22 protein-coding genes are annotated in these 23391 nt (G+C 46.6%); 17 read left to right on the top strand and 5 right to left on the bottom strand.

The window, feature by feature from the left end:
• The first annotated feature begins 1 nt into the window (after position 1).
• Together QUB68_RS06455 and thrB are read left to right on the top strand one after the other, a co-directional pair.
• Entirely contained in the window at positions 2 to 478 is a 477-nt protein-coding gene (locus QUB68_RS06455) for a tetratricopeptide repeat protein (RefSeq protein WP_332990500.1), read from the top strand.
• A gap of 95 nt (positions 479 to 573) precedes the next feature.
• Positions 574 to 1581 carry a homoserine kinase gene (gene thrB, locus QUB68_RS06460; RefSeq protein WP_332990502.1) on the top strand — a complete coding sequence of 336 codons (1008 nt, stop codon included), beginning with the start codon at positions 574 to 576 and terminating at the stop codon, positions 1579 to 1581.
• Here the strand turns inward: thrB and QUB68_RS06465 are convergent.
• Complete coding sequence (locus QUB68_RS06465) at positions 1573 to 2964, bottom strand: serine/threonine protein kinase (protein ID WP_332990504.1); 1392 nt, start codon at positions 2962 to 2964, stop codon at positions 1573 to 1575. The two genes, thrB and QUB68_RS06465, sit on opposite strands and share 9 nt — an antisense overlap.
• Before the next feature lie 29 nt (positions 2965 to 2993).
• On the bottom strand, positions 2994 to 5582 hold the full coding sequence (locus tag QUB68_RS06470) for an ankyrin repeat domain-containing protein (RefSeq protein ID WP_332990506.1): 2589 nt from the start codon (positions 5580 to 5582) through the stop codon (positions 2994 to 2996).
• A 161-nt stretch (positions 5583 to 5743) separates the two neighbouring features.
• Between QUB68_RS06470 and QUB68_RS06475 the strand changes: the two genes are divergently transcribed.
• From QUB68_RS06475 to QUB68_RS06540, 14 genes are all read left to right on the top strand, one after another.
• Entirely contained in the window at positions 5744 to 5917 is a 174-nt protein-coding gene (locus tag QUB68_RS06475; RefSeq protein ID WP_332990508.1) for a hypothetical protein, read from the top strand.
• 323 nt (positions 5918 to 6240) lie between these two features.
• On the top strand, positions 6241 to 7314 hold the full coding sequence (fbp, locus tag QUB68_RS06480) for a class 1 fructose-bisphosphatase (protein ID WP_332990510.1): 1074 nt from the start codon (positions 6241 to 6243) through the stop codon (positions 7312 to 7314).
• Between the two features lie 165 nt (positions 7315 to 7479).
• Positions 7480 to 8634, top strand: a complete 1155-nt coding sequence (gene tal, locus QUB68_RS06485) for a transaldolase (RefSeq protein ID WP_332990512.1) — start codon at positions 7480 to 7482, stop codon at positions 8632 to 8634.
• Positions 8635 to 9144: 510 nt separating this feature from the next.
• Complete coding sequence (locus QUB68_RS06490) at positions 9145 to 9954, top strand: hypothetical protein (protein ID WP_332990513.1); 810 nt, start codon at positions 9145 to 9147, stop codon at positions 9952 to 9954.
• Positions 9955 to 11484: a glucose-6-phosphate dehydrogenase gene (gene zwf / locus QUB68_RS06495; protein ID WP_332990514.1), complete on the top strand. Its 1530-nt coding sequence runs from the start codon at positions 9955 to 9957 to the stop codon at positions 11482 to 11484.
• 216 nt (positions 11485 to 11700) lie between these two features.
• Positions 11701 to 13065, top strand: coding sequence for a glucose-6-phosphate dehydrogenase assembly protein OpcA (gene opcA, locus QUB68_RS06500; RefSeq protein WP_332990515.1), 1365 nt, complete (start codon positions 11701 to 11703; stop codon positions 13063 to 13065).
• A gap of 252 nt (positions 13066 to 13317) precedes the next feature.
• Positions 13318 to 14808: a cobyrinate a,c-diamide synthase gene (locus QUB68_RS06505; protein WP_332990517.1), complete on the top strand. Its 1491-nt coding sequence runs from the start codon at positions 13318 to 13320 to the stop codon at positions 14806 to 14808.
• 257 nt (positions 14809 to 15065) lie between these two features.
• The gene (locus QUB68_RS06510) at positions 15066 to 15557 is read left to right on the top strand and encodes an ureidoglycolate lyase (protein WP_332990518.1); all 492 of its coding nucleotides are present in this window, start codon (positions 15066 to 15068) and stop codon (positions 15555 to 15557) included.
• Positions 15558 to 15625: 68 nt separating this feature from the next.
• Positions 15626 to 16891 (top strand): cytosine deaminase, encoded by a 1266-nt coding sequence (gene codA / locus QUB68_RS06515; protein WP_332990520.1) that lies wholly within the window; start codon positions 15626 to 15628, stop codon positions 16889 to 16891.
• A 26-nt stretch (positions 16892 to 16917) separates the two neighbouring features.
• Positions 16918 to 17226 carry a hypothetical protein gene (locus QUB68_RS06520; RefSeq protein ID WP_332990521.1) on the top strand — a complete coding sequence of 103 codons (309 nt, stop codon included), beginning with the start codon at positions 16918 to 16920 and terminating at the stop codon, positions 17224 to 17226.
• 11 nt (positions 17227 to 17237) lie between these two features.
• Entirely contained in the window at positions 17238 to 17690 is a 453-nt protein-coding gene (locus QUB68_RS06525) for a hypothetical protein (protein ID WP_332990523.1), read from the top strand.
• Between the two features lie 99 nt (positions 17691 to 17789).
• Entirely contained in the window at positions 17790 to 18254 is a 465-nt protein-coding gene (locus QUB68_RS06530) for a KGK domain-containing protein (RefSeq protein WP_332990526.1), read from the top strand.
• 62 nt (positions 18255 to 18316) lie between these two features.
• Positions 18317 to 18493, top strand: coding sequence for a DUF4089 domain-containing protein (locus tag QUB68_RS06535; protein ID WP_332990528.1), 177 nt, complete (start codon positions 18317 to 18319; stop codon positions 18491 to 18493).
• 33 nt (positions 18494 to 18526) lie between these two features.
• On the top strand, positions 18527 to 19990 hold the full coding sequence (locus QUB68_RS06540; protein WP_332990530.1) for an AtzE family amidohydrolase: 1464 nt from the start codon (positions 18527 to 18529) through the stop codon (positions 19988 to 19990).
• An 8-nt stretch (positions 19991 to 19998) separates the two neighbouring features.
• Here QUB68_RS06540 and rpsU read toward each other — a convergent pair whose 3' ends face one another.
• The 3 genes from rpsU to QUB68_RS06555 all read right to left on the bottom strand — a co-directional run bounded on the left by rpsU (position 19999) and on the right by QUB68_RS06555 (position 22474).
• A complete protein-coding gene (rpsU, locus tag QUB68_RS06545; RefSeq protein WP_006632476.1) occupies positions 19999 to 20193 on the bottom strand; it encodes a 30S ribosomal protein S21 in 195 nt (64 codons plus the stop codon).
• Positions 20194 to 20415: 222 nt separating this feature from the next.
• Positions 20416 to 21526 (bottom strand): peptide chain release factor 2 gene (gene prfB / locus QUB68_RS06550; protein ID WP_332990532.1). Its coding sequence is split into 2 segments (ribosomal slippage): positions 20416 to 21453 and positions 21455 to 21526, totalling 1110 coding nucleotides; the frame shifts between segments, so codons are not numbered across the junction.
• 219 nt (positions 21527 to 21745) lie between these two features.
• The gene (locus tag QUB68_RS06555; protein WP_332990534.1) at positions 21746 to 22474 is read right to left on the bottom strand and encodes a Bax inhibitor-1/YccA family protein; all 729 of its coding nucleotides are present in this window, start codon (positions 22472 to 22474) and stop codon (positions 21746 to 21748) included.
• A 441-nt stretch (positions 22475 to 22915) separates the two neighbouring features.
• Between QUB68_RS06555 and QUB68_RS06560 the strand changes: the two genes are divergently transcribed.
• Entirely contained in the window at positions 22916 to 23239 is a 324-nt protein-coding gene (locus tag QUB68_RS06560; protein ID WP_332990536.1) for a PEP-CTERM sorting domain-containing protein, read from the top strand.
• The last annotated feature ends 152 nt before the right edge of the window (positions 23240 to 23391 follow it).

Raw genomic sequence — 23391 nt, forward strand, 5'->3', positions numbered from 1 at the left:
TATGAAACTTTTCTACAGGGCGATCGCCCCGCTCGGAATTTTTACAACTTGGGGCGGAATATCCACTGCTATTCTAGCAGAGCCAGCGCCAATACTAATAGTTCAAAATTCTGCTGAAGACTTATTCAATAGCGGTTTAGCCAAGTCAGAGGCTGGAGACATCCCAGGGGCGATCGCAGATTACACCGCAGCCATTCGCATCAACCCCAACTACGCCAAAGCCTACAACAAACGCGGCATCATTCACGGCCGAAATCTCAAAGACTATCGGGCCGCCAAAGCCGACTTCGATCGAGCAATTGAAATTAATCCGAACTACGGCGATGCCTACTACAACCGCGCCAAAGTCCGCTATTTCTTAGAAGACAAAGCAGGCGCGATTGCCGATTACCAAAAAGCTGCGGAACTTTATCAAAAAGAGGGCAAGACAGAAGATTATCAAGATGCCATGAAACACCTGCAAAGACTGCAAAAATAAGTGCTTAAAAAAACATGGTATAATAACCCAAAAATTCATCTGCGTTCATCTGCGTCCATCAGCGGTTGAACACTCCAAATTAACCCCGTCAAAAAATGCCTGCAACCTCCACCGTCACCGTCACCGTACCCGCCACAACCGCCAATCTCGGCCCCGGATTCGACTGCCTCGGCGCCGCTTTAAGCCTCTACAATCATTTCCAATTCTCCCTCCTCGAACCGTCAACAACCGAGAAACTAAAAATTACCGTTACGGGCGCGGAAGCTGCCAAAGTCAAGACAGACGACAGCAATCTCGCTTACCAAGCCTTTGTCAAGTTATACGAATACCTCCGTCAATCGCCGCCCCCAGTGACAATACATATAGATATGCAAGTGCCGTTAGCGAGGGGTTTGGGGAGTTCCGCTACAGCTATTGTCGGCGGGTTGGTGGCGGCGAATTGTTTAGCCGGCAAGCCTTTGAGTCAGGTGGATGTGATGCAGTTGGCGATCGAACTTGAAGGACATCCCGACAACGTTGTCCCCGCTTTATTGGGAGGCTGTCGCCTCGCTGCTAGCAATACACCCCCCCAACCCCCCCTTAGTAAGGGGGGGCTAAGAGAATCACCCCCCCTTACTAAGGGGGGGCAGGGGGGGGGTTCCTGGCAAATTTGCGATATTCCGTGGCATCCTGATATTGTGCCGGTGGTAGCGATTCCCGATTTTGAACTTTCTACAGCCGAAGCGCGCAAGGTTTTGCCAGCAGATTACAGCAGGGCTGACGCGATTTTCAATGCCGCACACCTGGGTTTGTTGGTGCGGGCTTTGGCTGCGGGCGATCGAGATTGGCTGCGCTGCGCCCTCCAAGACAAAATTCACCAGCCTTACCGCCAATCGCTGATTCGGGGATATGAAGCGGTGCAAGAAGCAGCCGTGAATGCAGGGGCTTGTGGGATGGTAATTAGCGGTGCAGGCCCGACGCTTTTAGCTTTAACGGATGTTACTAATGTTGATGTGGTTGTGAGGGAAATGGCGGCTGCTTGGGGGGAATTTGGGGTGAAGGCTGATGTCAGGGCGATCGGGCTTGATACTCAAGGAGCACAAGTTTCGACTAAATTAAGTTAGTTTACTTAAAAAATCATTCAATTCCCCTACCAACCATTCTTTCTCAGCTTGCGGCAAAAATAAGCCAAAACAATAGTTACGCGACTTGGCGCGAATTAGGCAAAAAGTCATCGATTTTTTGAGCAATGGCAGATGAATTCTGCTCAACTTTACCCACTGGATATCTTGAGGAGCGATCTGAATTTGTCTGCTCAATAAACAATAAGAAATCAAACACAAGTACATCAAACCATAAAACACGATAAATATTATTAGAGCTGGGATCGATCTAAATACAAATAGCTGAAATAATTCACCTAACCAGTCGGCTAAAGTGTATTTAAACAAGCTCAATGTAAATGTCGAGTCCATCGGTACGGCTATGGCATTTAGTATTAAGTGGAAAGGTTGAAGGAGCAAAAAGCTGGGAAGTAAAACTTTACAAGTCCTATCGATAAACTGCAAAAACCCTTTGAGTTTGCTAGGTAAACGAGCGGGGTATATATTAATGAACAACCGCCGTTTAGCGTCAATTAAAGTAATTCGGGATTGGGGCGATCGCTTAAACATTTTGTCGGGATTAATCCCGCTTGGCTGTTCCCCTCGCAATGCTGATAAAGCATCTTTTGCTGAGTGAAATCTATCTTCAATTGCGGGTTCAATTATCTTCTCTAACCAGTCGGAAAACTCTGTAGAAATAGAGACGCGATCGCGGAATTTTACCTTCAGCTTTTGTCTGGGTAAATCAGATGGAAATTGCTGGGTTAACAAGAAAAGCAGCGTTGTTCCTAATCCATACAAATCTGTTGATAATACAGCTTTTCCTCTGAATTGTTCTGGTGCCATGTAACCGTAGGTTCCGACAACGGTACTGCCTCCAGTAACGGTATGATGGTAAGTATTTTGAACTGCGCCAAAATCCACTAGAAAGACTCGCCCATTTTTTTGCAGAATAATATTTTGAGGTTTAATATCTCGGTGGATCGCAGGAGGTAACAGCGATTGCAGATAAGCTAGAATTTCTAGCAATTGATAGGCGATATAACGAACTTGCGATTCCTTTGGTTTCCAGCCATTTTCTATCAACTGTGCGAGAGATTTTCCCGGTGCAAGTTGTTGGGCGATATAAAAACAACGATCTTGGGAAGTATCAACTTGAAAGTAGTCAATGTAGCGAGGAATTCCCGGATGATTCAATCCCGATAAAGTTTTTGCTTCTCGTTCAAATAACTCGATTTTCTTCCATTCAGTAGTCAGGCGCAGGGATAAAGCTTTGAGTGCAACTTTTTGATTGCTGTTTAAATCTACAGCAGCATAGGTGATTCCAACTCCACCCTGTCCTAATTTGCCGAGAATGCGATATCTTTCAGCAATGATTTTTTCCGATTGTTGTAGTGTTTCCATATTTTTATGCTTGGGTTGATTTTGGATAATTAGTGGGTTGCGCCGCGATATCTGAGTATTTGGGCGGCTGCTTCTCGGTCGGGGTTAGAGTTGGTTTCTGCTATCTTTAGTGGCGTGTCCCCATAGCAGTTTGTAGTGTCAATTTTTGCACCTTTAGCAATCAGCAATTTTAAAATTTCTACAGTGCCATAATGTGCTGCTTTGTGGAGTGGAGTTGTGTCACACATATCTCTATTATTAACATCTGCACCGTTTTTAATTAGCAGTGCAGCAATATCATTGTGTCCGATCGCGATCGCTTGATACAACGGAGTTTGACCATTCGCCTTTCTAACGTCAACCCTTGCACCTTTAGCAATTAGCAGTTCAGTGATATCTTGAGATCCTTGAGCAACAGCAAGATGCAGGGGAGTTTGAAGCAAGTTATTTTTGGCATGAACGAATGCACCTTTGGCAATGAGTTGTTTGGCTACATCCTTAAGTTTGAAAATCACAGCGATATGCAGTAAAGTTCTGCCCTCTTTGTCTTCACTATTAACATCTGGGTGTTTACTAATCAGCAGCGCCACTGTATCGCGGAGGTTCATTTCTAGCGCGATATCCCGTGAAGTTTTTCTGTGATTATCCTGGATCTTAATTTCTGCACCAGGCTCTAACGGCGGCAGTTGATTGATATTCTGTATATTCTTGAAGACAGCAATATCTAGAGGAGTCAATCCATAATTGTTTTCAACATTGACTTTCGCGCCGTTATCAATTAAAAAATATCCGATTTCTGGGCGATTATCTTGAACAGCTATGTGTAACGGAGTCTGTCCTTCACTATTTTTAACATTGACTTTCGCGCCATGAACAATTAAAAAATAGACAATTTCTGGGCGATTATCTTGAACAGCTATGTGTAACGGAGTATTTCCAGATTTGTCCCTAGCGTTGATATTGAGCATGAGCAAAGCAGCAACTTCTTTTGTAGTTGCATAGTGCAGTGGAGTTCTTTTATCACGATCGCGGATCGCAACATTTGCGCCGTCTTTAATTAGCTGCTGTACCAACTCCTTAAAGCCTATTTTGGCTGCGTTATGTAATAAAGCTGTACTCTTGCCATTTCGGGCATTTTCTTCTTTGATGTTAATTTTTGTGCCCGCAGCGAGTAGTATCTTTGCTATTGCCTTTGATTGCGTTATATGTAGAGAAGTCATGCCATTTTTGTTTTTGATATTGACGTTTGCGCCTTTGGCAATCAGAAAATTGACCATTTTAGGCGATCGCGCAAAAAACAGAGGAGTTGTATCCATACTGCTATCAGGGAAAGGCATTTCCAATCTAGGACTCCATAAAACAGTCCACGGCTTGAAATGAATTTTTCTTTGTCTCTGGGCGTTAATATCTGCACCTTTAGCAATTAGCGTCTGTGCCACTTCTATGCGATCGAATCTAGCAGCGAAGTGTAATGGGGTAAAGCCAAACACATCGCTAGCTTTGACATCTGCACCCTTGGCAATTAACAATTCTGCCACCTTTTTTGAGGCAGCAAAGTGTAATAAATACCGGTTATTTACCCTAGTATTAGCACTAATACCAAGATCCATATAATGCCTAACAGTTTTAGTATCTCCCTGTTTAACAGCATTGACAACTGCCTCGGGGGTAAATCCAATCCGGTTTAGGATGGGATATTTAAAGTGATTGAAAACAGCAACAGTGGCAACAGTAGCAACAGCAGCAATTCCTATTTTGAGGCGTTTTTTCCATTGCGTCGATCGATTGGATTTAACGCTTAATATTCGAGGATTGCGAAGCAATTCAAGCGCTTCTTTTGCCGATTGAAAGCGGCTTTCTAAATCTGACGCTATCATTTTTTCTAACCAATCGGCAAATGCTGAAGAAATCTGAATTTGAGATCGAAAATCTATCTCTAGTATATTTGTTGGTAATTCGGCGGGGGAACGGTGGGTTAGTAAATACAACAATGTCGATCCTAAACCATATAAATCTGTTGCCGGTACGGCTTGTCCGAGAAATTGCTCTGGAGCCATATAACCATAGGTTCCAACTACGGTACTTCCTCGCATTAAAGTATTGTAATAAGTGTTTTGCACTGCGCCAAAATCTACTAAGCAGACTGCCAAGTCTTTTTGTTTTTTGGAATTGATGGGCGATTTTAAAACAATATTTGCTGGTTTAATATCCCGGTGGATAACAGGTGGTGTCTGTGAATGGAGATAAACTAAAATCTCCAAAATTTGTGTGGCAATGCGTCGAATTTCGGGTTCGCGAGCGTGCCAGCCATTTTCGACTAAACTTGCTAGAGATTGCCCTTCTGCCAGTTCTTGTACTATATAAAAAGAACGGTTATCGGGAGTATCGACATAAAAATAATCCAAATAACGCGGAATTCCCGGATGATTCAATTTTGATAAAACATTGGCTTCTCGTTCAAATAGTTCCAGGACTTTCCAGTCATTCATTTTTTGTAAAGACAAAGCTTTGAGTGCGACTCGCTGGTTTTTTTTGAGGTCAATGGCTTCGTAAGTTGTGCTACTACCGCCTTCTCCAAGTAGCTTTTTAATCTGATAGTGTTTGACTAAGTTATGGGGAATTTGTTGAACAATATCCATAGCATTATCCTGGGTTGATGAGCACCAACAAACATTTTCTATTTGGGTTTTTACAACCCAGATTTTGAGAATTTATTCAAGGCGAATCGATCGTTTGAGGAAATTTCAAACAAGTCAATAGAAAGGTCAATGAGTGACTCTGTATATTTGCTTAAATTTCAATGACCGTATTCCTATGGATAGCTTACCCAGAATTTTGGAGTGTCATATCACCTTTAAAGTACGATCGCTCGTCTGATACAATCTTGACCGATCGCACTCATAACGAATCTAAAATCCTCAAGCCCTGCCCCTGGTGGGCTAAGTCAATCGTAAATCTAAAATCCTTAGACTGACCTTCGTTAAATCCGTGGAGCGAATCCGTTGCCGAACTTCCGAATGCTATACAGCAAACCTACATCCCGAAGCCAACACTTTCTCCTTCTGCGCCCTCTGCGGTAAATCAAAAATTTAGTTATTTTGAATACAATTCCCGACTAAATAGTCGATCGCACTCCTCAATTTTCCGTGGGGATCTAAAATTCACCTAAAGTTCCATGCCCGATCGCAAAACCCTCCCTAAGATAGAAGTTGCAGGACTATCGGTCTAATCGCCGATTCAGGAACACCTGAAAAATCCCAAACTAGCGAGCCACAAGACAGGGAGGACATCAAAATCATGGTAAACGCGCCGACAGGGGAAGCCCGCCTGGGCCCGATCGATCAGGTGCAATCCTTAGACCGCGATTGCACGACTCTATCCCGTCACGTACTCCAGCAACTCCACAGCTTTTCAGCAGATGCTCAGGATCTCAGCGCTCTGATGAATCGCATCGGATTAGCTGCCAAGCTGATCGCGAGGAGGCTCAGCAGGGCCGGGTTAATGGAAGATGCTTTAGGGTTTACAGGGGGTGTAAACGTGCAGGGAGAATCCGTCAAAAAGATGGATATCTATGCCAATGAAGTGTTTATCTCGGTATTCCAGCAAAGCGGACTTGTCTGCCGCTTGGCTTCGGAGGAAATGGAAAAACCCTACTACATTCCCGAAAATTGTCCGATCGGACGCTACAGTCTGCTCTACGACCCCATAGACGGTTCTTCCAATCTTGACATCAATCTCAATGTCGGCTCAATATTCAGCATCCGCAAGCAAGAGGGGGACGATGAAGACGGTTCGGCTTCCGACTTGCTGCAACATGGACACAAACAAATCGCGGCCGGCTACGTGCTCTACGGCCCTAGTACCATGCTGGTTTATTCGATCGGGCAGGGCGTTCATTCCTTTACCCTCGATCCCAGTTTGGGCGAGTTTATTCTATCAACCGAAAACATCAAGGTTCCAGACAGTGGCCCGATTTACAGTGTCAATGAAGGTAGCTTTTGGCAGTGGGACGAACCTTTTCGGGATTACATTCGCTATGTACACCGCAGCGAAGGCTATACCGCCCGGTACGGAGGGGCTTTGGTGGGAGATTTCCACCGGATTTTATCTCAGGGAGGCGTGTTTTTGTACCCCGGAACAGTGAAAAACCCCGATGGCAAATTGCGCTTACTCTACGAGTCGGCTCCTTTGGCGTTTTTGATGGAACAAGCTGGCGGGCGCGCTAGTACGGGTATTCAAGACATTTTGGACGTTGTGCCGACTAAAATTCACGAGCGCACGCCTTTGATTATTGGCAGCAAAGAAAATGTAGCGCTGGTTGAGTCTTTTGTTCAAGATCGAGCTCGTAATTCTCGCACAGTCGGAGAGTGAAGGAAGTTCGGCAACGGATTGTGTAACGGATGTAACGGATGAATGGATGGAAGAATGTTTTAATTCCCAATTACCGATTACCAATTACCAATTGCCAATTATCAATTTCTAATTTCTAATTGCCAATTCCCAATTAACAGCTATCAAATTGTAGGAGCGAAAGTAATGACGGAAACGACAACGAATCACCTGTTAGAAATCAAAGAAATTGGCCAAAGTATCTGGATGGACAATTTGACTCGCAATCTGATCGAGTCCGGCGAACTCAAGCAGATGATTGAAAGTCGGGGACTGCGCGGGATTACATCTAATCCGGCGATTTTCGAGAAGGCGATCGCTGGTAATGTGATTTATGACGCGGATATCGAAGCAGGCATTCGGGCGGGCAAATCTGTGATGGAGATTTACGAATCTCTGGTATTTGAAGATATCCGCAACGCTTGCGACATCTTCGCCCCGGTTTACGCAGAGTCGAAGGGTTTGGACGGTTACATCAGTATCGAAGTGCCTCCGACGATCGCCAATGACACAAAAAGTACGATTAGCGAAGCCCTGCGCTATTACAAAGCCCTCGGCAAAGAAAACGTGATGATTAAGATTCCGGGAACCGCTGAAGGTTTGCCCGCAGTCGAGCGAGTCATCAGTGAAGGGATTAACGTTAACGTGACTTTGCTATTCTCCGTTGACAGCTACGTCGAAACCTTCTGGGCTTACATTCGCGGTTTGGAAGCGCGGGTGGCTAAAGGTTTGGATGTGAGCAATATTGCTTCTGTCGCCAGTTTCTTCTTGAGCCGGATCGACATCAATATCGATGGCAAGATTGACGAGAAACTCAAAGGCGTTACAGATATTTCCACCAAAGCCAAACTGGAAGCGGTGAAGGGGAAAATTGCGATCGCCAATGCCAAAGTAGCTTACCAGAAGTATAAAGAGATCGTCGCGAGCGATCGCTGGCAAGCTTTAGCCGCCAAAGGAGCGAAAGTCCAGCGCTTGCTGTGGGCTTCCACCAGCACCAAAAACCCCAACTACAGCGATGTGATGTATGTGGATGAGCTAATCGGCCCCGACACGGTTAACACTTTGCCGCCGAACACCGTTGAAGCTTGTTTCGATCACTGCGATGTCGCACCGCGGATTGAGAATAACGTTGCAGAAGCTTACAGCCTGATCCAAAGTCTCAAAGATCCCGACATCGACATCAACTTGGACAAAGTGATGGAAGACTTGCTCCTCGACGGGATCGAGAAATTCGTCAGCCCCTTCCAATCCCTGATGGATTCCTTGGAAGAGAAAGTTAAGAGGCTCGCACCCGTGTCGTGAGCAGGTTTGTATCCTTAAGGGCAGAAACTCTCAGGAGTCTGAATACATAATCATTTTCCCTCCTGAATACTGAGTTTTAAATTCTCTCTCGAAAAAATGAGCGCAATTGCGCTCATTTTTCCCCGAAATAAAAATCTCTTCTGTCCTTTAGCAGGAATTTAGCCAGAAATACAACTCGAATTGTCCATCTCCAACCTCTGAGGTATGACTGTGAGGGGAGCGCAAAATTTGTCAGCCAACTCCAATCCTGATGGATTTTTTGGAAGAGAAGGTGCAAAAATTGTCACCCGTCCCCTAGAGACATATCTGTATCCTGAAAGGCAGAAGCATTTAGGAGTCTGAATACATAATCATTTTGCCTCCTGAATACTGAGTTTTAAATTCTCTCCCGAAAAAATGAGCGCAATTGCGCTCATTTTTCCCCGAAATAAAAATCTCTTCTGTCCTCTAGCAGGAATTTAGCCAGAGATACAACTCGAATTCTTCATCTCCAACCGCTGAGGCATGACTATGCAGATTACCAATACCCTAGTAGAGAGCGAGTATGCAACAGACCAGCTTGATGTTGCAGAACGGGCGCGGCTTCAAGAACTGGAATCCATTGTAGAAAATGGACTTCAGATATTTTACGAAGTGGGCAAAGCCCTTGACGAGATTCGCGAACAGAAACTCTACAGGGAAACCCACAAAAGTTTTGAGGCTTATTGCCGGGAAAGGTGGGCGATAGCCAGACGGACAGCGGATCAGTTTATTGCTGCTGCTCGGGTTATGGAAAATTTGAGCGCAATTGCGCTCAAAATTCCTACAAAAGAAAATCAAGTCCGTCCTCTAGCAGGACTTTCGCCAGAGCTACAACTGGAAATTTGGCAAGAGGCTCTGGAGTTATCGCCTAACGGGATGCCTACTGGCGCAGCAGTTCAGCGTTTGGTTGAACAGCGATTTCCATCGCCCTTAAGCGGGCGAACTCAGAAGGATAGTGATTCTGAATTAGAGAAATTGCGATCGGACAATCAGCGCCTCAGACAGCAAATCCGAGATCAAAACAAAGAAAGGGATCGCCGTTCTGCTGCGGTGGCTTTGGAGTTGGAGCATTTGAGAGCCGAAAACAGGCAGCTAAAAGCTGAATTGCGACAACGCGATCGAGATTGGGAAGTTCGACTGGCTGCTGAGAGAATAAAAATCCGGGCGGAAGTTAGAGAGGAAATGAAAGCCGAATATGAAGGACAGATCAACTCTCTCACCCAGCAATTAGCAGAAATGACCGCCAACTATCATGCGGTATTGGCAAGACTAACAGCACTAGAAGCAAAAGGAAAATAAATGGTAACGCTACTAGAAAATCCACTGCGGGTCGGTTTACGAAAGGAACGGATGCCGGAACCGCAAATTCTGGTGATCTTCGGAGCTTCCGGCGACCTCACCCAGCGCAAACTGGTACCAGCAATTTATCAGATGAGGCGCGATCGGCGTTTGCCACCAGAAGTTACAGTGGTAGGTGTGGCCCGCCGTCCCTGGAGTCACGATTACTTCCGAGAGCAAATGCGGGAAGGGATCGAAGAATTTGGCGGCGGTATTGGCAATGAAGAATTGTGGCAAGATTTCGCTAAAGGTTTGTACTACTGTCCGGGCGACATTGACAACCCCGAAAGCTATCAAAAACTCAAAGCTTTCTTAGCCGAACTCGACGAAGAAAGGAGAACTCGCGGCAATCACATATTTTATCTGTCGGTTTCCCCGAACTTTTTCCCAGAAGCAATTCGGCAACTGGGCTCCGCTCAAATGCTGGCAGATCCAGTAAAACACCGCTTGGTAATTGAAAAACCCTTCGGCCGCGACTTGAGCTCGGCAAAAGCTCTCAACCGTGTCGTGCAGCAGGTTTGCCAAGAACAGCAAGTTTACCGGATCGACCACTATTTGGGTAAAGAAACTGTTCAAAATTTGATGGTGTTCCGGTTTGCTAACGCGATTTTTGAACCGCTGTGGAACAGGCAATTTGTCGATCACGTACAAATTACGGTTGCGGAAACTGTGGGCGTAGAAGACCGGGCTGGTTACTACGAATCGTCTGGGGCGTTGCGGGATATGCTGCAAAACCACTTGATGCAGATTTTCTGTCTGACGGCGATGGAACCGCCAAACTCCCTTGATGCTGACAGCATCCGCACGGAAAAGATGAAAGTTCTCCAAGCAACTCGCTTGGCGGATTTGAATAACTTGGAGTTCTCCGCGATTCGTGGTCAATATTCCGCAGGGTGGATGAAGGGCAAACCTGTGCCGGGGTATCACGATGAAGCGGGGGTTGCTCCCAACTCGACCACACCGACTTTTGTGGCGATGAAGTTTATGATTGACAACTGGCGTTGGCAGGGAGTGCCTTTCTACCTGCGAACTGGCAAGCGGTTGCCGAAAAAAGTTAGCGAAATTGCGATTCAGTTTCGGGAAGTGCCGCTGTTAATTTTTCAGTCGGCGGCGCAACAAACTACTCCTAACGTTTTGACGATGCGCGTGCATCCCAACGAGGGGATTTCACTGAGGTTTGAGGCGAAAATGCCGGGGCCGGATTTGCGGACGCGGACGGTGGATATGGATTTCAGTTACGGTTCTTCCTTTGGGGTGACATCTTCGGATGCTTACGATCGCCTGTTGATTGATTGTATGCTGGGCGACCAAACTTTGTTTACCCGTTCTGATGAAGTGGAAGAAGCTTGGCGGGTGGTAACTCCGGCGCTGATGGCTTGGGAATCGTCGAACGAACAGGAGTTGGTTCCTAAATATGAAGCTGGTACTTGGGAACCTGCCGAAGCAGAACTGCTGATTAACAGAGATGGCCGCAAGTGGCGCAGACTTTAAGAGTTAGTTGTCAGTTGTCAGTTGACAGTTGTCAGTTGACAGTTGTCAGTTGTCAGTTGACAGTTGTCAGTTGACAGTTGTCAGTTGTGATTAGCTAAGAGTTGCTAACTAAGAATCAATGACTAATGACCAATGACCGATGACTAATAACTAAGAATCAATGACTAATGACCAATGACCGATGACTAATAACTAATCACAAAGGAGAAAAAACCGATGACGATGACACCGATGAAAGCTCCGCCTTTGGTTTCGCTGCAAAGTCCTAAAGATGTGTCGATCGACCAGATAGAGGCAGAACTGAGTAAAATCTGGGAAAGTTACAGAGAATCCGGGTCAAAGGGCGATTTTCCGATCGCGACTAGGGCAACAACTTTTACTTTTGTAGTGTACGAACCGGAAGAAACTCAGCAGTTATTGGCGGATCTGGGGTTTTACTCCGGGCCGATCGACGGTATTAGCGGGCCGACGACAGCATCTAGCATTAGGGCGGCTCAAAAAGCTTACGGAATGCCGAGAACTGGCAAAGCTAGCGCTGAATTGCTGGCGACTTTGCGGGAAGAAGTAGCTCGCAAAAATTCCAGTGGCGAGGTTTTGGGCCCGACGGGCTTGGGTTCCGGGGGAGCGGGGGTGGCTGACGCGATCGTAGCTGCCAACCCCTGCCGGATTATTGCTCTGTGCCCGACGGCGGGGGAAGATACGGGCGTGCAGGCTCAAGTCGCTGCTTATTGTCCGGTGCACAAGCGCAGCAGCGGCAATCTGATCTGCTGCGAGTACATTACGCTCCGGGGTACGGAAGCTGCTCTGGAACGGGTGAGCGCGATTGTGACGGCGCTGACGATCTCGGATTTGCCGACGCTGCTGTGGTGGAAGGCGAATCCAGATGCCGATCGAGATTTGTTCCAGCGGCTGGCGGCAACTAGCAGTTCTGTGATTGTTGACTCTAGCAGCTTTACGGAGTCTGAAGCTGAATTGCTGTTGATGCAAAGTCTGATTCTTGAGGGAATTCCGATCGCAGATTTGAATTGGCGCAGGTTGGCTGCGTGGCAGGAGTTGGCTGCTGAGGCCTTCGACCCCCCGGAACGTCGGGTGGCAATTCGGGAGATCGATCGAGTGACGATCGATTATGAACAGGGCAATTCTACTCAAGCGCTGATGTATTTGGGCTGGCTGGCGAGCCGACTTCAGTGGCGGCCTATTGCTTTCAAACAGGAGGAGGGCGATTACCAAATCAAGCGAATTAAATTCGCGGGTGCGGACGAACGGGTTGTCGAAGCCGAGTTGGCTGCAATTCCTACCGCTGATACAGGCGATGTCCCCGGCGATTTGATTGCTCTGCGTCTGAATTCTACGAACGAAAAGGCTGACTGCGGTACGGTTCTGTGTTCCGAAGCGGGCGGCTGTATGCGGATGGAAACAAAAGGTGGTGCTCAGACCGATCGGTTTAACCAGGTGACTCCTCTGTTCGATCAGGTGACGGAACAGTTGCTCGGCCAGCACTTGCAGAGTTGGGGCAGAGATATGCTTTACGAGGAAAGTTTGGCGGTGACGGCTCAACTGCTGAAGTTGGCTAAGCGGTAAAGAGAAGTTCGGCAGCGGATTGTGTAGCGGATGTAACGGATGTAACGGATGGATGGAATAAGGAGAAAGGAGAAAGGAATAAGGAATTGAGTTAATATTAAGTGGGGTAGGCAATGTCTGCCCTACTTTTTTGATAGAGCCGGTCAACCGCAGATCCAAGACAGATTAACGGAGATTAACGCAGATAATTTCAATAATTGAGAGGGAATACTTGCAGTTAAATTCTATTATTTATTGTAACTAACTAGAACTATGACTTTAGTAATTGCTGGTGAACGCAGCGGTGCGGGAAAGACTACTGTAACGATCGCCATTTTAGCTTATTTAATCCGCCGCGGCTTGAATGTGCAATCTTTTAAGGTGGGCCCGGATTACATTGACCCGATGTTTCATGCTTTTGTCACGGGCCGCCCTTGTCGGAATTTAGACCCGGTATTAACGTCTGAATCTTATGTGAAAAAGTGTTTTGATCGTCATATTCAAGATGTCGATTGTGCCTTGGTTGAAGGGGTAATGGGTTTATTTGATGGAGTTTCTCGGAAGCAGGGTTCGGCAACGGATTTTGTAGCGGATGTAACGGATGTTAAGAAGGTAGAAGGAAAAGAACATTATTCTATTTCGTTTGCTTCTACGGCTCATGTTGCTTATTTGCTGAATTTGCCGGTATTGTTTGTGATAGATTGCAGCCGGCTTTCTGGTTCTGTGGCTGCGATCGCCCACGGTTTTCGTTCTTTTAACCCTGACCTGAAATTCGCTGGTTTGGTGCTGAATCGGGTGGCGAGCGATCGACATTTGGAGTTGCTTACGGATGCTCTCAAACCGCTTAATTTACCGATTTTAGGCGTTTTGCGTAGGGATGAGGCTGTGACTATTCCCGATCGGCATTTGGGTTTGATTCCGGCTGAGGAGTTGCCGCATCTTCACAGTGCGATCGATAAATTGGCTGATTTGGCTGCCGTTAGTTTTGACTGGGAGCAACTTTTGCCCTTGTTGGCTGCGACTCCCAATGGGGGGGGTGAGGGGTCTGAGCAACTTTTGGGTAGGCACTGTCTCCCTTCGGGAATTATAACTCAAAAAGATGATGTTGTCAACTGTTTGGGCAGAAAGTTTTCGGTGCGAGTTGCAGTTGCGCGCGATCGGGCTTTTAATTTTTATTATCAGGACAATCTTGATTTGTTGGAAGAGTTGGGTGCCGAGTTGGTGTTTTGGAGTCCCCTGGATGACTCGGTGTTTCCTGACAATGTGCAAGGGTTGTATTTTGGTGGTGGTTTTCCCGAAGTGTTTGCTGAGGAATTGAGCGGTAATGTTTTAATTCGGGATGCTGTCAGAAGTGCGATTGTTTCGGGAATGCCGACTTACGCGGAGTGTGGCGGTTTGATGTACTTGTGCGATTCGATTGTAGACTTTGATGGGAATTCTTGGCAAGGGGTGGGTGTGTTGCCGGCTTCGGCTGCGATGGGAAAGCGCTTGACTTTGGGATACCGCGAGGCTGTGGCGGTGAGGGATAGTTCGGTGTTAATTGCGGGGGATGGGGTTTGGGGACATGAGTTTCATCGATCGCATTTAACGATCGAACCGACTAATCCAGTTTATCACAGTTGGAGGTATGGGAAGCGGGGGGAAGTTGAGGCGGTTGCTGAAGGTTGGGGGGTTTGTCGGGTACACGCTGCTTATTTGCATTTGCACTGGGGTGCTCGCCCTGATATTCCGGCTCGTTTTTTGCAGCAGTGTGCTGATGCGTGATTGTAAGGGTGTTTTGGGCGATATGGCTCAAATAATATAATTTTAACGAACCGCGAAGGCGCGAAGTTAGCGAAGGAAGAGAAAGAAGGGAAGAGGAAGATAGATGATTTTTGTGGTGATTTGGCAGTAAATTAATTAAGTTTCTTGGGGGATAAGTCGCCTGGTCTGTTTTGGGATGAGATTGAGGTCTAAATAATATGATCTTACTATTTATATTAGAATATTTCTGACAGAGAAAGCTAGGGATGTTGGGATTTATGAGCGAATCAATTTCGACTAAGCGGTTGTTTGCGCAATCGGTGACTAGGGATAATTTTCGGAGTTACGGTCAAGTTATTTCTGCGAGTGTTGATGGTAAGTCTTTTGATGATGAGGATGCTCGGTTAAATTTGCAAAATGGTATTCCTAGATTTTACATTATGCGGCTGCATGAGAAAGGTCGCAAGTTTGGTAAGATTACGCGGCACGTTGAATGTACTCAGTGTTTGGGTTCTCTGGATGGGAAGGATTGGTTGATGGCGGTTGCGCCTCCTGGAGATAGGGATAAACCGAGTTTGGAGGATATTGTTGCTTTTCGGATTCCGGGTAGTTGTTTTATTAAGTTAGATGTGGGAACTTGGCACGCTGGGCCTTATTTTGATGCTGATTTTGTGGATTTTTATAATCTGGAATTGAGTGATACTAATGTGGTTGACCATTTTAGCTTTGATTTGGTGAAAAGCTACAATCTGGAATTTGAGATTGTCTGACAAAACTTACATACTCAGATTTAAGATAGGACGGTCGTCCTTACTACGAACAATTGAGTAAACAGGCCATGTCTGAACAAAAGTATAGCATAGTTCTGCGGGAATGTCGTTTGTTGGGAGCGGGCGATCGCGCAACGGTAGATATTGCGATCGATGATGATACAATAGTTGCGGTGTCGCCCCGCATTTCAGGATTGGGCGAACGCGAAATCAACATTGAAGGCAATTTAGTTAGTCCTCCGTTTGTGGAGTCGCACATTCATCTCGATTCTGCCTTGACTGCGGGGGAACCGCGATGGAATCAAAGCGGCACTTTGTTCGAGGGAATTCAAATTTGGGGGGAACGAAAGCAAGGTTTAACTCTGGATGATGTCAAAAAACGGGCGATTGAAACTTTAAAGCTGCAAGCGTCGCAAGGGATTTTGTTTGTCAGGAGTCATGCTGATGTTAGCGAACCAACGCTGACAGCTTTGCAAGGACTTTTGGAAGTGCGGGAACAAGTCAAAGATTGGATGACTTTGCAAGTTGTAGCTTTTCCCCAAGACGGAATTTATGGGAGTTCGGGAAATGACCAACTTTTAGAGAAAGCTCTCGATATGGGTGCGGATGCTGTGGGCGGAATTCCGCATTATGAGTTGACGCGGGAGGATGGGGTGCAGTCTGTTGAGAGAATTTTTGAACTTGCGGAAAAATACAATAAGTTAATTGATATTCACTGCGATGAAATAGATGATGAACAATCGAGGTTTTTGGAGGTAGTGGCAGCTTATGCGATTAGAACAGGTGCGGGTTCGCGGGTGACGGCGAGTCACACGACTGCCTTCGGTTCTTACAACAATGCTTATGCCTTTAAGCTGATGGGAATCTTGCAAAAATCGCGCATCAATTTCATCGCTAATCCTTTAATTAATATCACCCTGCAAGGCCGCGCGGATACCTATCCAAAACGTCGCGGGGTGACGCGGGTTAAGGAGTTGTGGCAGCATGGATTGAATGTGAGTTTGGGGCATGACTGCGTGCAAGATCCGTGGTACAGTTTGGGTACTGGGAATATGTTGGATGTCGCTCACATGGCGGTTCATGTTTGTCAGATGACGGGGATGTCTGAGATTGAAGCTTGTTTTAATATGGTGACTGCAAGCGGTGCTAAAACTTTAAATTTGGGAGATAAAAGTTACGGAATCGATGTGGGGAAGCCGGCTAATTTAATTGTGTTGGATGCTGATAGCTGTTACGATGCAATTAGGAGGCGGCCGGCGGTTCGGTATGTGATTTCGCGGGGGAAGTTGCTGGCGGAAACTGTACCCGGAAAAAATTGTTTTCATGGTGTTTGACAAATAACATCTAAAACTGTTAAATTATGAATCAAGGTGCTATTCCCGATGAGAGTCCGAGAAATTTGCCAGAGCAACTGCTTCTGCAAGATGCTAAGGCTGGTAATTGCATAGTAATTCATTGCGGTACAGATAGATTATTGGGGGATGCGCCGAGACTTATTGCTATTTATGGCGGAAATCCTGAAGATTGGGATAAAATGACAAGCATTGAGGCTTTTGAAATTAATGGAGCTTCTGTACAAGTCCATTGGTTGCAAAACAGTCAGAATCTTCAAAAGGTGGAGTTTAAGTTCAAGCGACAGTATCCCAAAACAGCACCTAAAAATCTGTAGGTAATCAAGTTATGAAAATTCGTTGCATTGCTAAGACGGGTGAATGTCTTCCTGAAAATTATATAGATCCGCCACGCGGTTACACTCGAAAAGTCGAGTTACCACTAACAATAGACAAGGAATATGTTGTTTATGCTATCCGAGAATGGAAAGGAACTGTTTGGTATTATATCTGTGATGATAATTATAGCTATTATCCCATCCATAATCCTGCACCGATGTTTGAAGTGGTTGATGACAGAGTTTCTAAATATTGGCGGTTTGAACTTTCGCCTAATGGATTGTTAATGATAGCGTTTGAACAGTGGTTTACTGATCCTTATTTTTATGATAAACTGACAGACCAGGAGGATGCGGAGGTTGAGATTTTTGAGAAGGTGAAGGAATTAATGGATGCTGAGGATTTTGATTTGCTGACTCTGGATGTCGCCGGGGAGAAGTTGCGGGAAACTGTCAATGTTTGAGTTGAAAAAGTGCGAGAGTTAATTTATTTTGTTGACCACCTTGACTCACATACCTTGAAATGGTATTAAATAGGAACAGCCAGAATTTTGTAAAATAAAATGGACGAAAAAGTTGAAATCAATAGAAGCTATGAGAGACTAGACGGCAATGATGATGTTTTGTTATTGGGCAAAGCTACTTTTACGGTGCGTCGGTTGAAAGAGCTAGCCGCTAGCAAGTTGAGTGAGATACTTCGGATTGATCGTATACAATCGACTAAACATTGCTCGGGTATAACAATAATAAATTGGATGAACGAGCTGCGGCTTAACGAAGAAACAATAATTCCTGGAGGGGATATAAACTGGAACTCCCCTAAAGAAGGAATCGATTGTCAAGTCCTCAAAATTGGTTCTAAGGGTTGGAAAAAAGGAAAGGTTCAAATCGAAGTTAATAAAAATTTAAAGTCTGGGGAAACGCAGACATCTATAAAGTTTTGTCCTGATGAACCACTAGAGCCCAAATCTCCTTTAGATGATATCAGAGAATCCGAGGAATACAAAAAACTGAGCAATAACAACTGACAGCCCGATCGCACTTACAATACAATAATCGATCGCACTCCCATACTAACAACGAAAAATAAATGATAAATATAGAAGAATATGTCGATCGCACTTCCGAACTAATCAACCTACCGCTCAACCCCGAACATCGTCCCGGCGTTGTGGTAAACTTCGAGAGGATAGCTGCGATCGCCCAACTCGTTACCGAATTCCCCCTGCCACCGGAAATCGAAGCTGCACCAGTGTTTGAACCTTGATTGTTAACCGCAGATGTAGGCAGATGAACACAGATGAACGCAGATAAAGGCAAATTTTTAGCAGGAGCGGATGCAGTCGCCACAGCATCGGCGGTTAAAAGTGGTAAAATTACAGCGACAGCAGTTGTTACCGCTGCTTTAGAACGAATTGCCGATCGAGATAAAACACTCAATTGCTTTACAGCCATCACCGCAGAAAGTGCGATCGCAGCAGCCGAAAAGATAGATAATGCGATCGCACGTAACGAAAATCCAGGCCCACTAGCAGGCGTTCCCTTCGCAGTCAAAAACCTGTTCGATGTCAGCGGAATTACCACCCTAGCCGGGTCAAAAATCAACGCTGACAATCCTCCCGCTACCCAGGACGCGGCGGCGGTCGCCCGACTCAAACAAGCTGGTGCAATCCTCATAGGCACTGTCAACATGGATGAGTACGCCTACGGTTTCGTCACGGAAAACAGCCACTACGGCCCAACTCGAAATCCCCGCGATACTGCGCGCATCGCCGGCGGTTCGAGTGGGGGTTCGGCGGCTGCGGTGGCTGCGGGTTTAGTACCCATCACCCTCGGTTCCGATACTAACGGTTCCATCCGCGTGCCCGCTGCTTTGTGCGGTGTGTTTGGGTTTAAGCCTACTTACGGCCGTTTGTCAAGGGCTGGCGCTTATTTATTTTCGAGTAGTTTGGATTGTGTGGGGCCGTTTGGGCGATCGATCCGAGACATGGCGCTGCTGTATGATATCCTACAAGGCCCGGACGATCGCGATCCAGTTTGCACTCAACGCCCGCCGGAACTTTGTTCGCCACAGTTAAATCAAGGTATCGCAGGATTGCGAATTGCTGTTGCTGACGGGTATTTCGCCACAGGGGCCGAACCGGAAGCAATGGCTGCTGTAGAAATAGTTGCCAATGCCTTGACAAATGTCTTGAATTGTGGTATTGAGATAGGAAAAATAACAACAAACCCCCCAATAATCGGGGGGCTTGAAACTGTCAGTATACCGGAATCCGATCGCGCGAGGGCGGCGGCATTTATAATTACGGCTTGCGAGGGGGGAAACTTGCATTTGGAAAATTTGCGGACGCGCCCTCAAGACTTCGATCCCGCCACGCGCGATCGTTTTTTGGCTGGAACCCTGATTCCTGCGACTTGGTACGTGCAAGCGCAGAGATTTAGACAGTGGTATCGCGATCGAATTCGCGAAATATTCCAACATACAGATATCATTCTCGCACCCGCAACCCCGATCGCGGCTCCTGAAATTGGCGTCGAGAAAATGGTCATCGCCGGACAAGAAATATTAGTGCGTCCCAATCTGGGACTGTTCACCCAACCCCTATCATTTATAGGCTTACCCGTTCTTTGCGTGCCCGTACAGCGGCCCGGCGCTTTGCCCTTGGGAGTACAAATTATCGGTGCTCCCTACAGCGAAGCGGTGATTCTCCGAGTCGCTGCGGTACTAGAATCGCAAGGCATTATATGTGCCGAATCAATTTAGTGCTAATTCTAGGGTTTGTTGTTGCGGTGGAAGCGTCTCTTAGTCCTTCTGGCAATAGCTTTGCGCTTCTGCTTTTCCAAGGGGGTTTCAAAGTGGCGGTGCTTTCTCATGTCGGGGAAAATACCCGCTTTGGAAACTTGTCGCTTAAACCGTCGTAGGGCTGACTCAATCCCTTCATTTTCGCCGATTACAACTTGGGTCATTCTTTCTCCTGTGGTTCGTTAGATCAAGTTTTATCATATCAAGGTTTTGACGGCGCGACCTGTTGGATGTCGGACGATCGACCAAAACCCCAAAATCATACCAGAAAATAGGTTCGTAGTGAGGACTTTAGTCCTGCTTTTTTGCGGACTGAAGTCCTCACAGTTGACAACTGACAACTGTCAACTGTCAACTGACAACTGTCAACTGACAACTGTCAACTGTCAACTGACCAACTGGTTTTCTTGCCGCAAATAAGCTTGAATGAACGGTTCTAATTCGCCATTCATCACATCTAGGATGGCAGTTGTTTCCACTCCAGTCCGCAAATCCTTGACCATTTGATAGGGATGAAACACGTAATTCCGAATTTGCTGGCCCCAAGCAGCCTCTACCATTTCGCCCCGAATTTCGGCAATTTCCGAAGCCCGCTGTTCCTTCGCAATCACCAACAGGCGCGCTTTCAGCAGTGCGAGAGCTTTTTCTTTATTTTGTAACTGACTGCGTTCTTCGGTGCAGCGGACAGCCAAACCAGTAGGAAGGTGAACGATGCGGACGGCCGTTTCTACCTTGTTAACGTTTTGTCCGCCCTTGCCGCCTGCGCGGGAAGTAGTGACTTCCAAATCTTTTTCTGGAATATCCAGCTTAACAGATCGATCGAGTACCGGCATCACTTCAACGCCCGCAAAACTGGTTTGACGCTTGTCATTAGCGTTAAAAGGCGAAATTCTGACCAAGCGGTGAGTGCCTTTTTCCGACCTCATGTAGCCGTAAGCGTAGCGGCCGACAATTTCCAAAGAGGCAGATTTCACACCTGCTTCCTCTCCTTCGGAAATTTCTGTTAAATGTACTTTGTAACCTTGACTTTCGCCCCAGCGGGTGTACATCCGCAGCAGCATTTCGGCCCAATCTTGAGCATCTGTACCGCCCGCCCCGGCGTTAATTGTCAAAACGGCGCCGCCTTCATCGTAGGGCCCCGATAGTAATTGTTGCAGTTCCCACAAGTCGAGTTCGCGGGTTAACAGAGAAAGACTCGATGAGGCTTCTTGGAATAGGGACTCGTCTGCGTCTAACTCCAGCAGTTCTAAAATAGCTCTAGCGTCTTCTAAGCTAGTCTGCCAGCCGCGGTATTGGTCTAAATGAGATTTGAAGTCATTCAGTTCTTGGAGGGTTTCTTGAGCTCTATCTTGGTCGTCCCAGAATGCTGGTTGGGCGCAGATTTGCTCTAAGTCTTGGATTTTGGCTGTGAGTGCGGGGATGTCAAAGATAGTCCTGGGTGGTACCCAGTCGATCGGACAATGTTTGGATATTGTGTTTGATGTCTAGAACTTCCACTGTTACTTTTCCTAGTTGTGGGTGGCGATCTTAATCTTAGCTTGCTGCTGACTTGTTCTTGTATAAATACTAAGAAAGATTTTTTGACCGCAGATGACGGCAGATGAACGGGGATGAACGCGGATGAAGGCAGATTTGAGCGGGAATTGTCAAGGCAATAAAAAACCGCAGCCGGATGTCGATCGCGCTGCGGTTTTTTTTAAGCTAAACTTGCAATGATTAATCGCGGCCGTTGAGAGCAATCATCAGGCGCAGAATAAAGATGAACAAGTTGATGTAGGTCAAGTACATCGACAAAGCGGCGGGCAAATATTGGTCGTCGCGGTAGCTGCGGGGCAGAATGTAAAAGTCTACAATCGCAGCGCCAGCAAAGATAAACACGCCGATGCCAGAAATGCCTATTTCCAACCAGGTTGGGGTGTAGACGCCGAAAAGCGACAGCAGAAATTGACCGCCAACGACGACTAACAAAGCAATCACGCCTAAACTGATAGTTTTGGTGAGGGCCATGCCGTCTGTTTCCGACAAGTTGGAGCCAATTTGGCGGGCGGCGATGAAAGTAATGCCGCAGCCGAGGGCTGCAAAACCGATGCCGGCAATGCCGACTCCTTGGTTTCTGAGGGCTACAGACACCAATCCGCTGAGGGTGTAGCCGGAAAGCAGGCTGTAGGTTGCCAGCAGGGGCAAGGCGGTGTTTTTGTTGCCTTGTTCAGCGGCACCGCGAGCGACGAAGAACAAAATTAATTCTAGGACGATCGCGCCAATAAACGTAGGAAAGAAGATCCCGGGATAGTTGCGAATCACTCCGAGGCCACCGTAGGTGCCGACAGCAGTTAAGACAAGTCCCCCGCCCACGAAGGGCAGGGCGTTGGAGATGACGTTGGGGCCTACCAGCGCGTGGTTTTTGGCCTCGCGCACGGCTTCGCGGAAGTTGCTGGTGTTACTCACGAGGATTTACCTAATTTTGGCTGAGAGTTGCTACCTCTATTTTGACAGCTTTACACTCTGTTGACAAAACCTGAAGTAGTTTAAAGATTTGATAAAGAATGGGGATGAGATCACTTCAAAGCAGGGAATGATTGTTTATGATTGACTGCGTACAAGTCTGTGGGGTGTCGCTGTTGTCTCGGAAGGAAATCGCCCTATTGCATCGTTACAAATCGTGGTAGAGTCGTAATTGAGGACGATATGCTTGAGGCTGGGGCAACGGTTGATTTGAGGTTTTTGATTTGGGACTTAGTGGAAACTAGGGACAGCAAACCTCAATAATCATCTAAAATATTAAATCGGTTGGGTTGGTTGCAAAAGTGGTCTAGACAAGGTATCTAAAGAAAATTAATCGTGAAATTATTTAGATCGATCGACAAAATGCTAAACAGGTAATCTCTAATGCCCACCTTTTTTGCTCGCAAATTTTCCCCATCAGTAGCCGGAATTTTCTTGGTTGCCGCCGCCGTTATTTCCGGTGGCAAAGCTGCCACTGCATCTGATTTTCACGCAGTTTCGATAGCTCCCAAATCATCGGGTTTAGAAAATTTGTTTTTGGCTCAAGTTGGCGGGCCGAACCCAGGTAGAAGTTCGCCAAGTCCGAATCCGGGAAGGGTAATTCCGGTTTCGAGTCCTGTCAAAATTCCTGAGCCTTCAATGCTAGGTGGGTTGGGTTTGGTTGTGGGTTCGCTGGTGGTGACTCGCCGGAAAGTCAGTCGATTTTAGATTTTAGATTGAAGAATTTTAGATTGAAGAATTTTAAATTAACTCCATAGATGAATCTGGGAGCTTGAACTTTGGTCTAAAATTGGGGGCTGGTAACCGTTTGTGGGCGGGTTGAGAGTTAAAAATTAGAGTTTTGATTGTTGACCGTAGAG

Source organism: Microcoleus sp. A006_D1, from assembly GCF_036702805.1.
Lineage (GTDB): Bacteria > Cyanobacteriota > Cyanobacteriia > Cyanobacteriales > Microcoleaceae > Microcoleus.

What these genes read in the sequence shown, in the direction of transcription:
- QUB68_RS06530 (WP_332990526.1), top strand. Translation starts at nt 17,790, where the DNA reads ATGGACGAAAAAGTTGAAATCAATAGAAGCTATGAGAGACTAGACGGC.
- rpsU (WP_006632476.1), bottom strand. Translation starts at nt 20,193, where the DNA reads ATGACCCAAGTTGTAATCGGCGAAAATGAAGGGATTGAGTCAGCCCTA.
- QUB68_RS06510 (WP_332990518.1), top strand. Translation starts at nt 15,066, where the DNA reads ATGAGCGAATCAATTTCGACTAAGCGGTTGTTTGCGCAATCGGTGACT.
- QUB68_RS06535 (WP_332990528.1), top strand. Translation starts at nt 18,317, where the DNA reads ATGATAAATATAGAAGAATATGTCGATCGCACTTCCGAACTAATCAAC.
- QUB68_RS06455 (WP_332990500.1), top strand. Translation starts at nt 2, where the DNA reads ATGAAACTTTTCTACAGGGCGATCGCCCCGCTCGGAATTTTTACAACT.
- QUB68_RS06505 (WP_332990517.1), top strand. Translation starts at nt 13,318, where the DNA reads ATGACTTTAGTAATTGCTGGTGAACGCAGCGGTGCGGGAAAGACTACT.
- zwf (WP_332990514.1), top strand. Translation starts at nt 9,955, where the DNA reads ATGGTAACGCTACTAGAAAATCCACTGCGGGTCGGTTTACGAAAGGAA.
- thrB (WP_332990502.1), top strand. Translation starts at nt 574, where the DNA reads ATGCCTGCAACCTCCACCGTCACCGTCACCGTACCCGCCACAACCGCC.
- QUB68_RS06490 (WP_332990513.1), top strand. Translation starts at nt 9,145, where the DNA reads ATGCAGATTACCAATACCCTAGTAGAGAGCGAGTATGCAACAGACCAG.
- QUB68_RS06560 (WP_332990536.1), top strand. Translation starts at nt 22,916, where the DNA reads ATGCCCACCTTTTTTGCTCGCAAATTTTCCCCATCAGTAGCCGGAATT.
- QUB68_RS06475 (WP_332990508.1), top strand. Translation starts at nt 5,744, where the DNA reads ATGACCGTATTCCTATGGATAGCTTACCCAGAATTTTGGAGTGTCATA.
- QUB68_RS06525 (WP_332990523.1), top strand. Translation starts at nt 17,238, where the DNA reads ATGAAAATTCGTTGCATTGCTAAGACGGGTGAATGTCTTCCTGAAAAT.
- tal (WP_332990512.1), top strand. Translation starts at nt 7,480, where the DNA reads ATGACGGAAACGACAACGAATCACCTGTTAGAAATCAAAGAAATTGGC.
- QUB68_RS06540 (WP_332990530.1), top strand. Translation starts at nt 18,527, where the DNA reads ATGAACGCAGATAAAGGCAAATTTTTAGCAGGAGCGGATGCAGTCGCC.
- codA (WP_332990520.1), top strand. Translation starts at nt 15,626, where the DNA reads ATGTCTGAACAAAAGTATAGCATAGTTCTGCGGGAATGTCGTTTGTTG.
- QUB68_RS06520 (WP_332990521.1), top strand. Translation starts at nt 16,918, where the DNA reads ATGAATCAAGGTGCTATTCCCGATGAGAGTCCGAGAAATTTGCCAGAG.
- fbp (WP_332990510.1), top strand. Translation starts at nt 6,241, where the DNA reads ATGGTAAACGCGCCGACAGGGGAAGCCCGCCTGGGCCCGATCGATCAG.
- opcA (WP_332990515.1), top strand. Translation starts at nt 11,701, where the DNA reads ATGACGATGACACCGATGAAAGCTCCGCCTTTGGTTTCGCTGCAAAGT.
- QUB68_RS06470 (WP_332990506.1), bottom strand. Translation starts at nt 5,582, where the DNA reads ATGGATATTGTTCAACAAATTCCCCATAACTTAGTCAAACACTATCAG.
- QUB68_RS06465 (WP_332990504.1), bottom strand. Translation starts at nt 2,964, where the DNA reads ATGGAAACACTACAACAATCGGAAAAAATCATTGCTGAAAGATATCGC.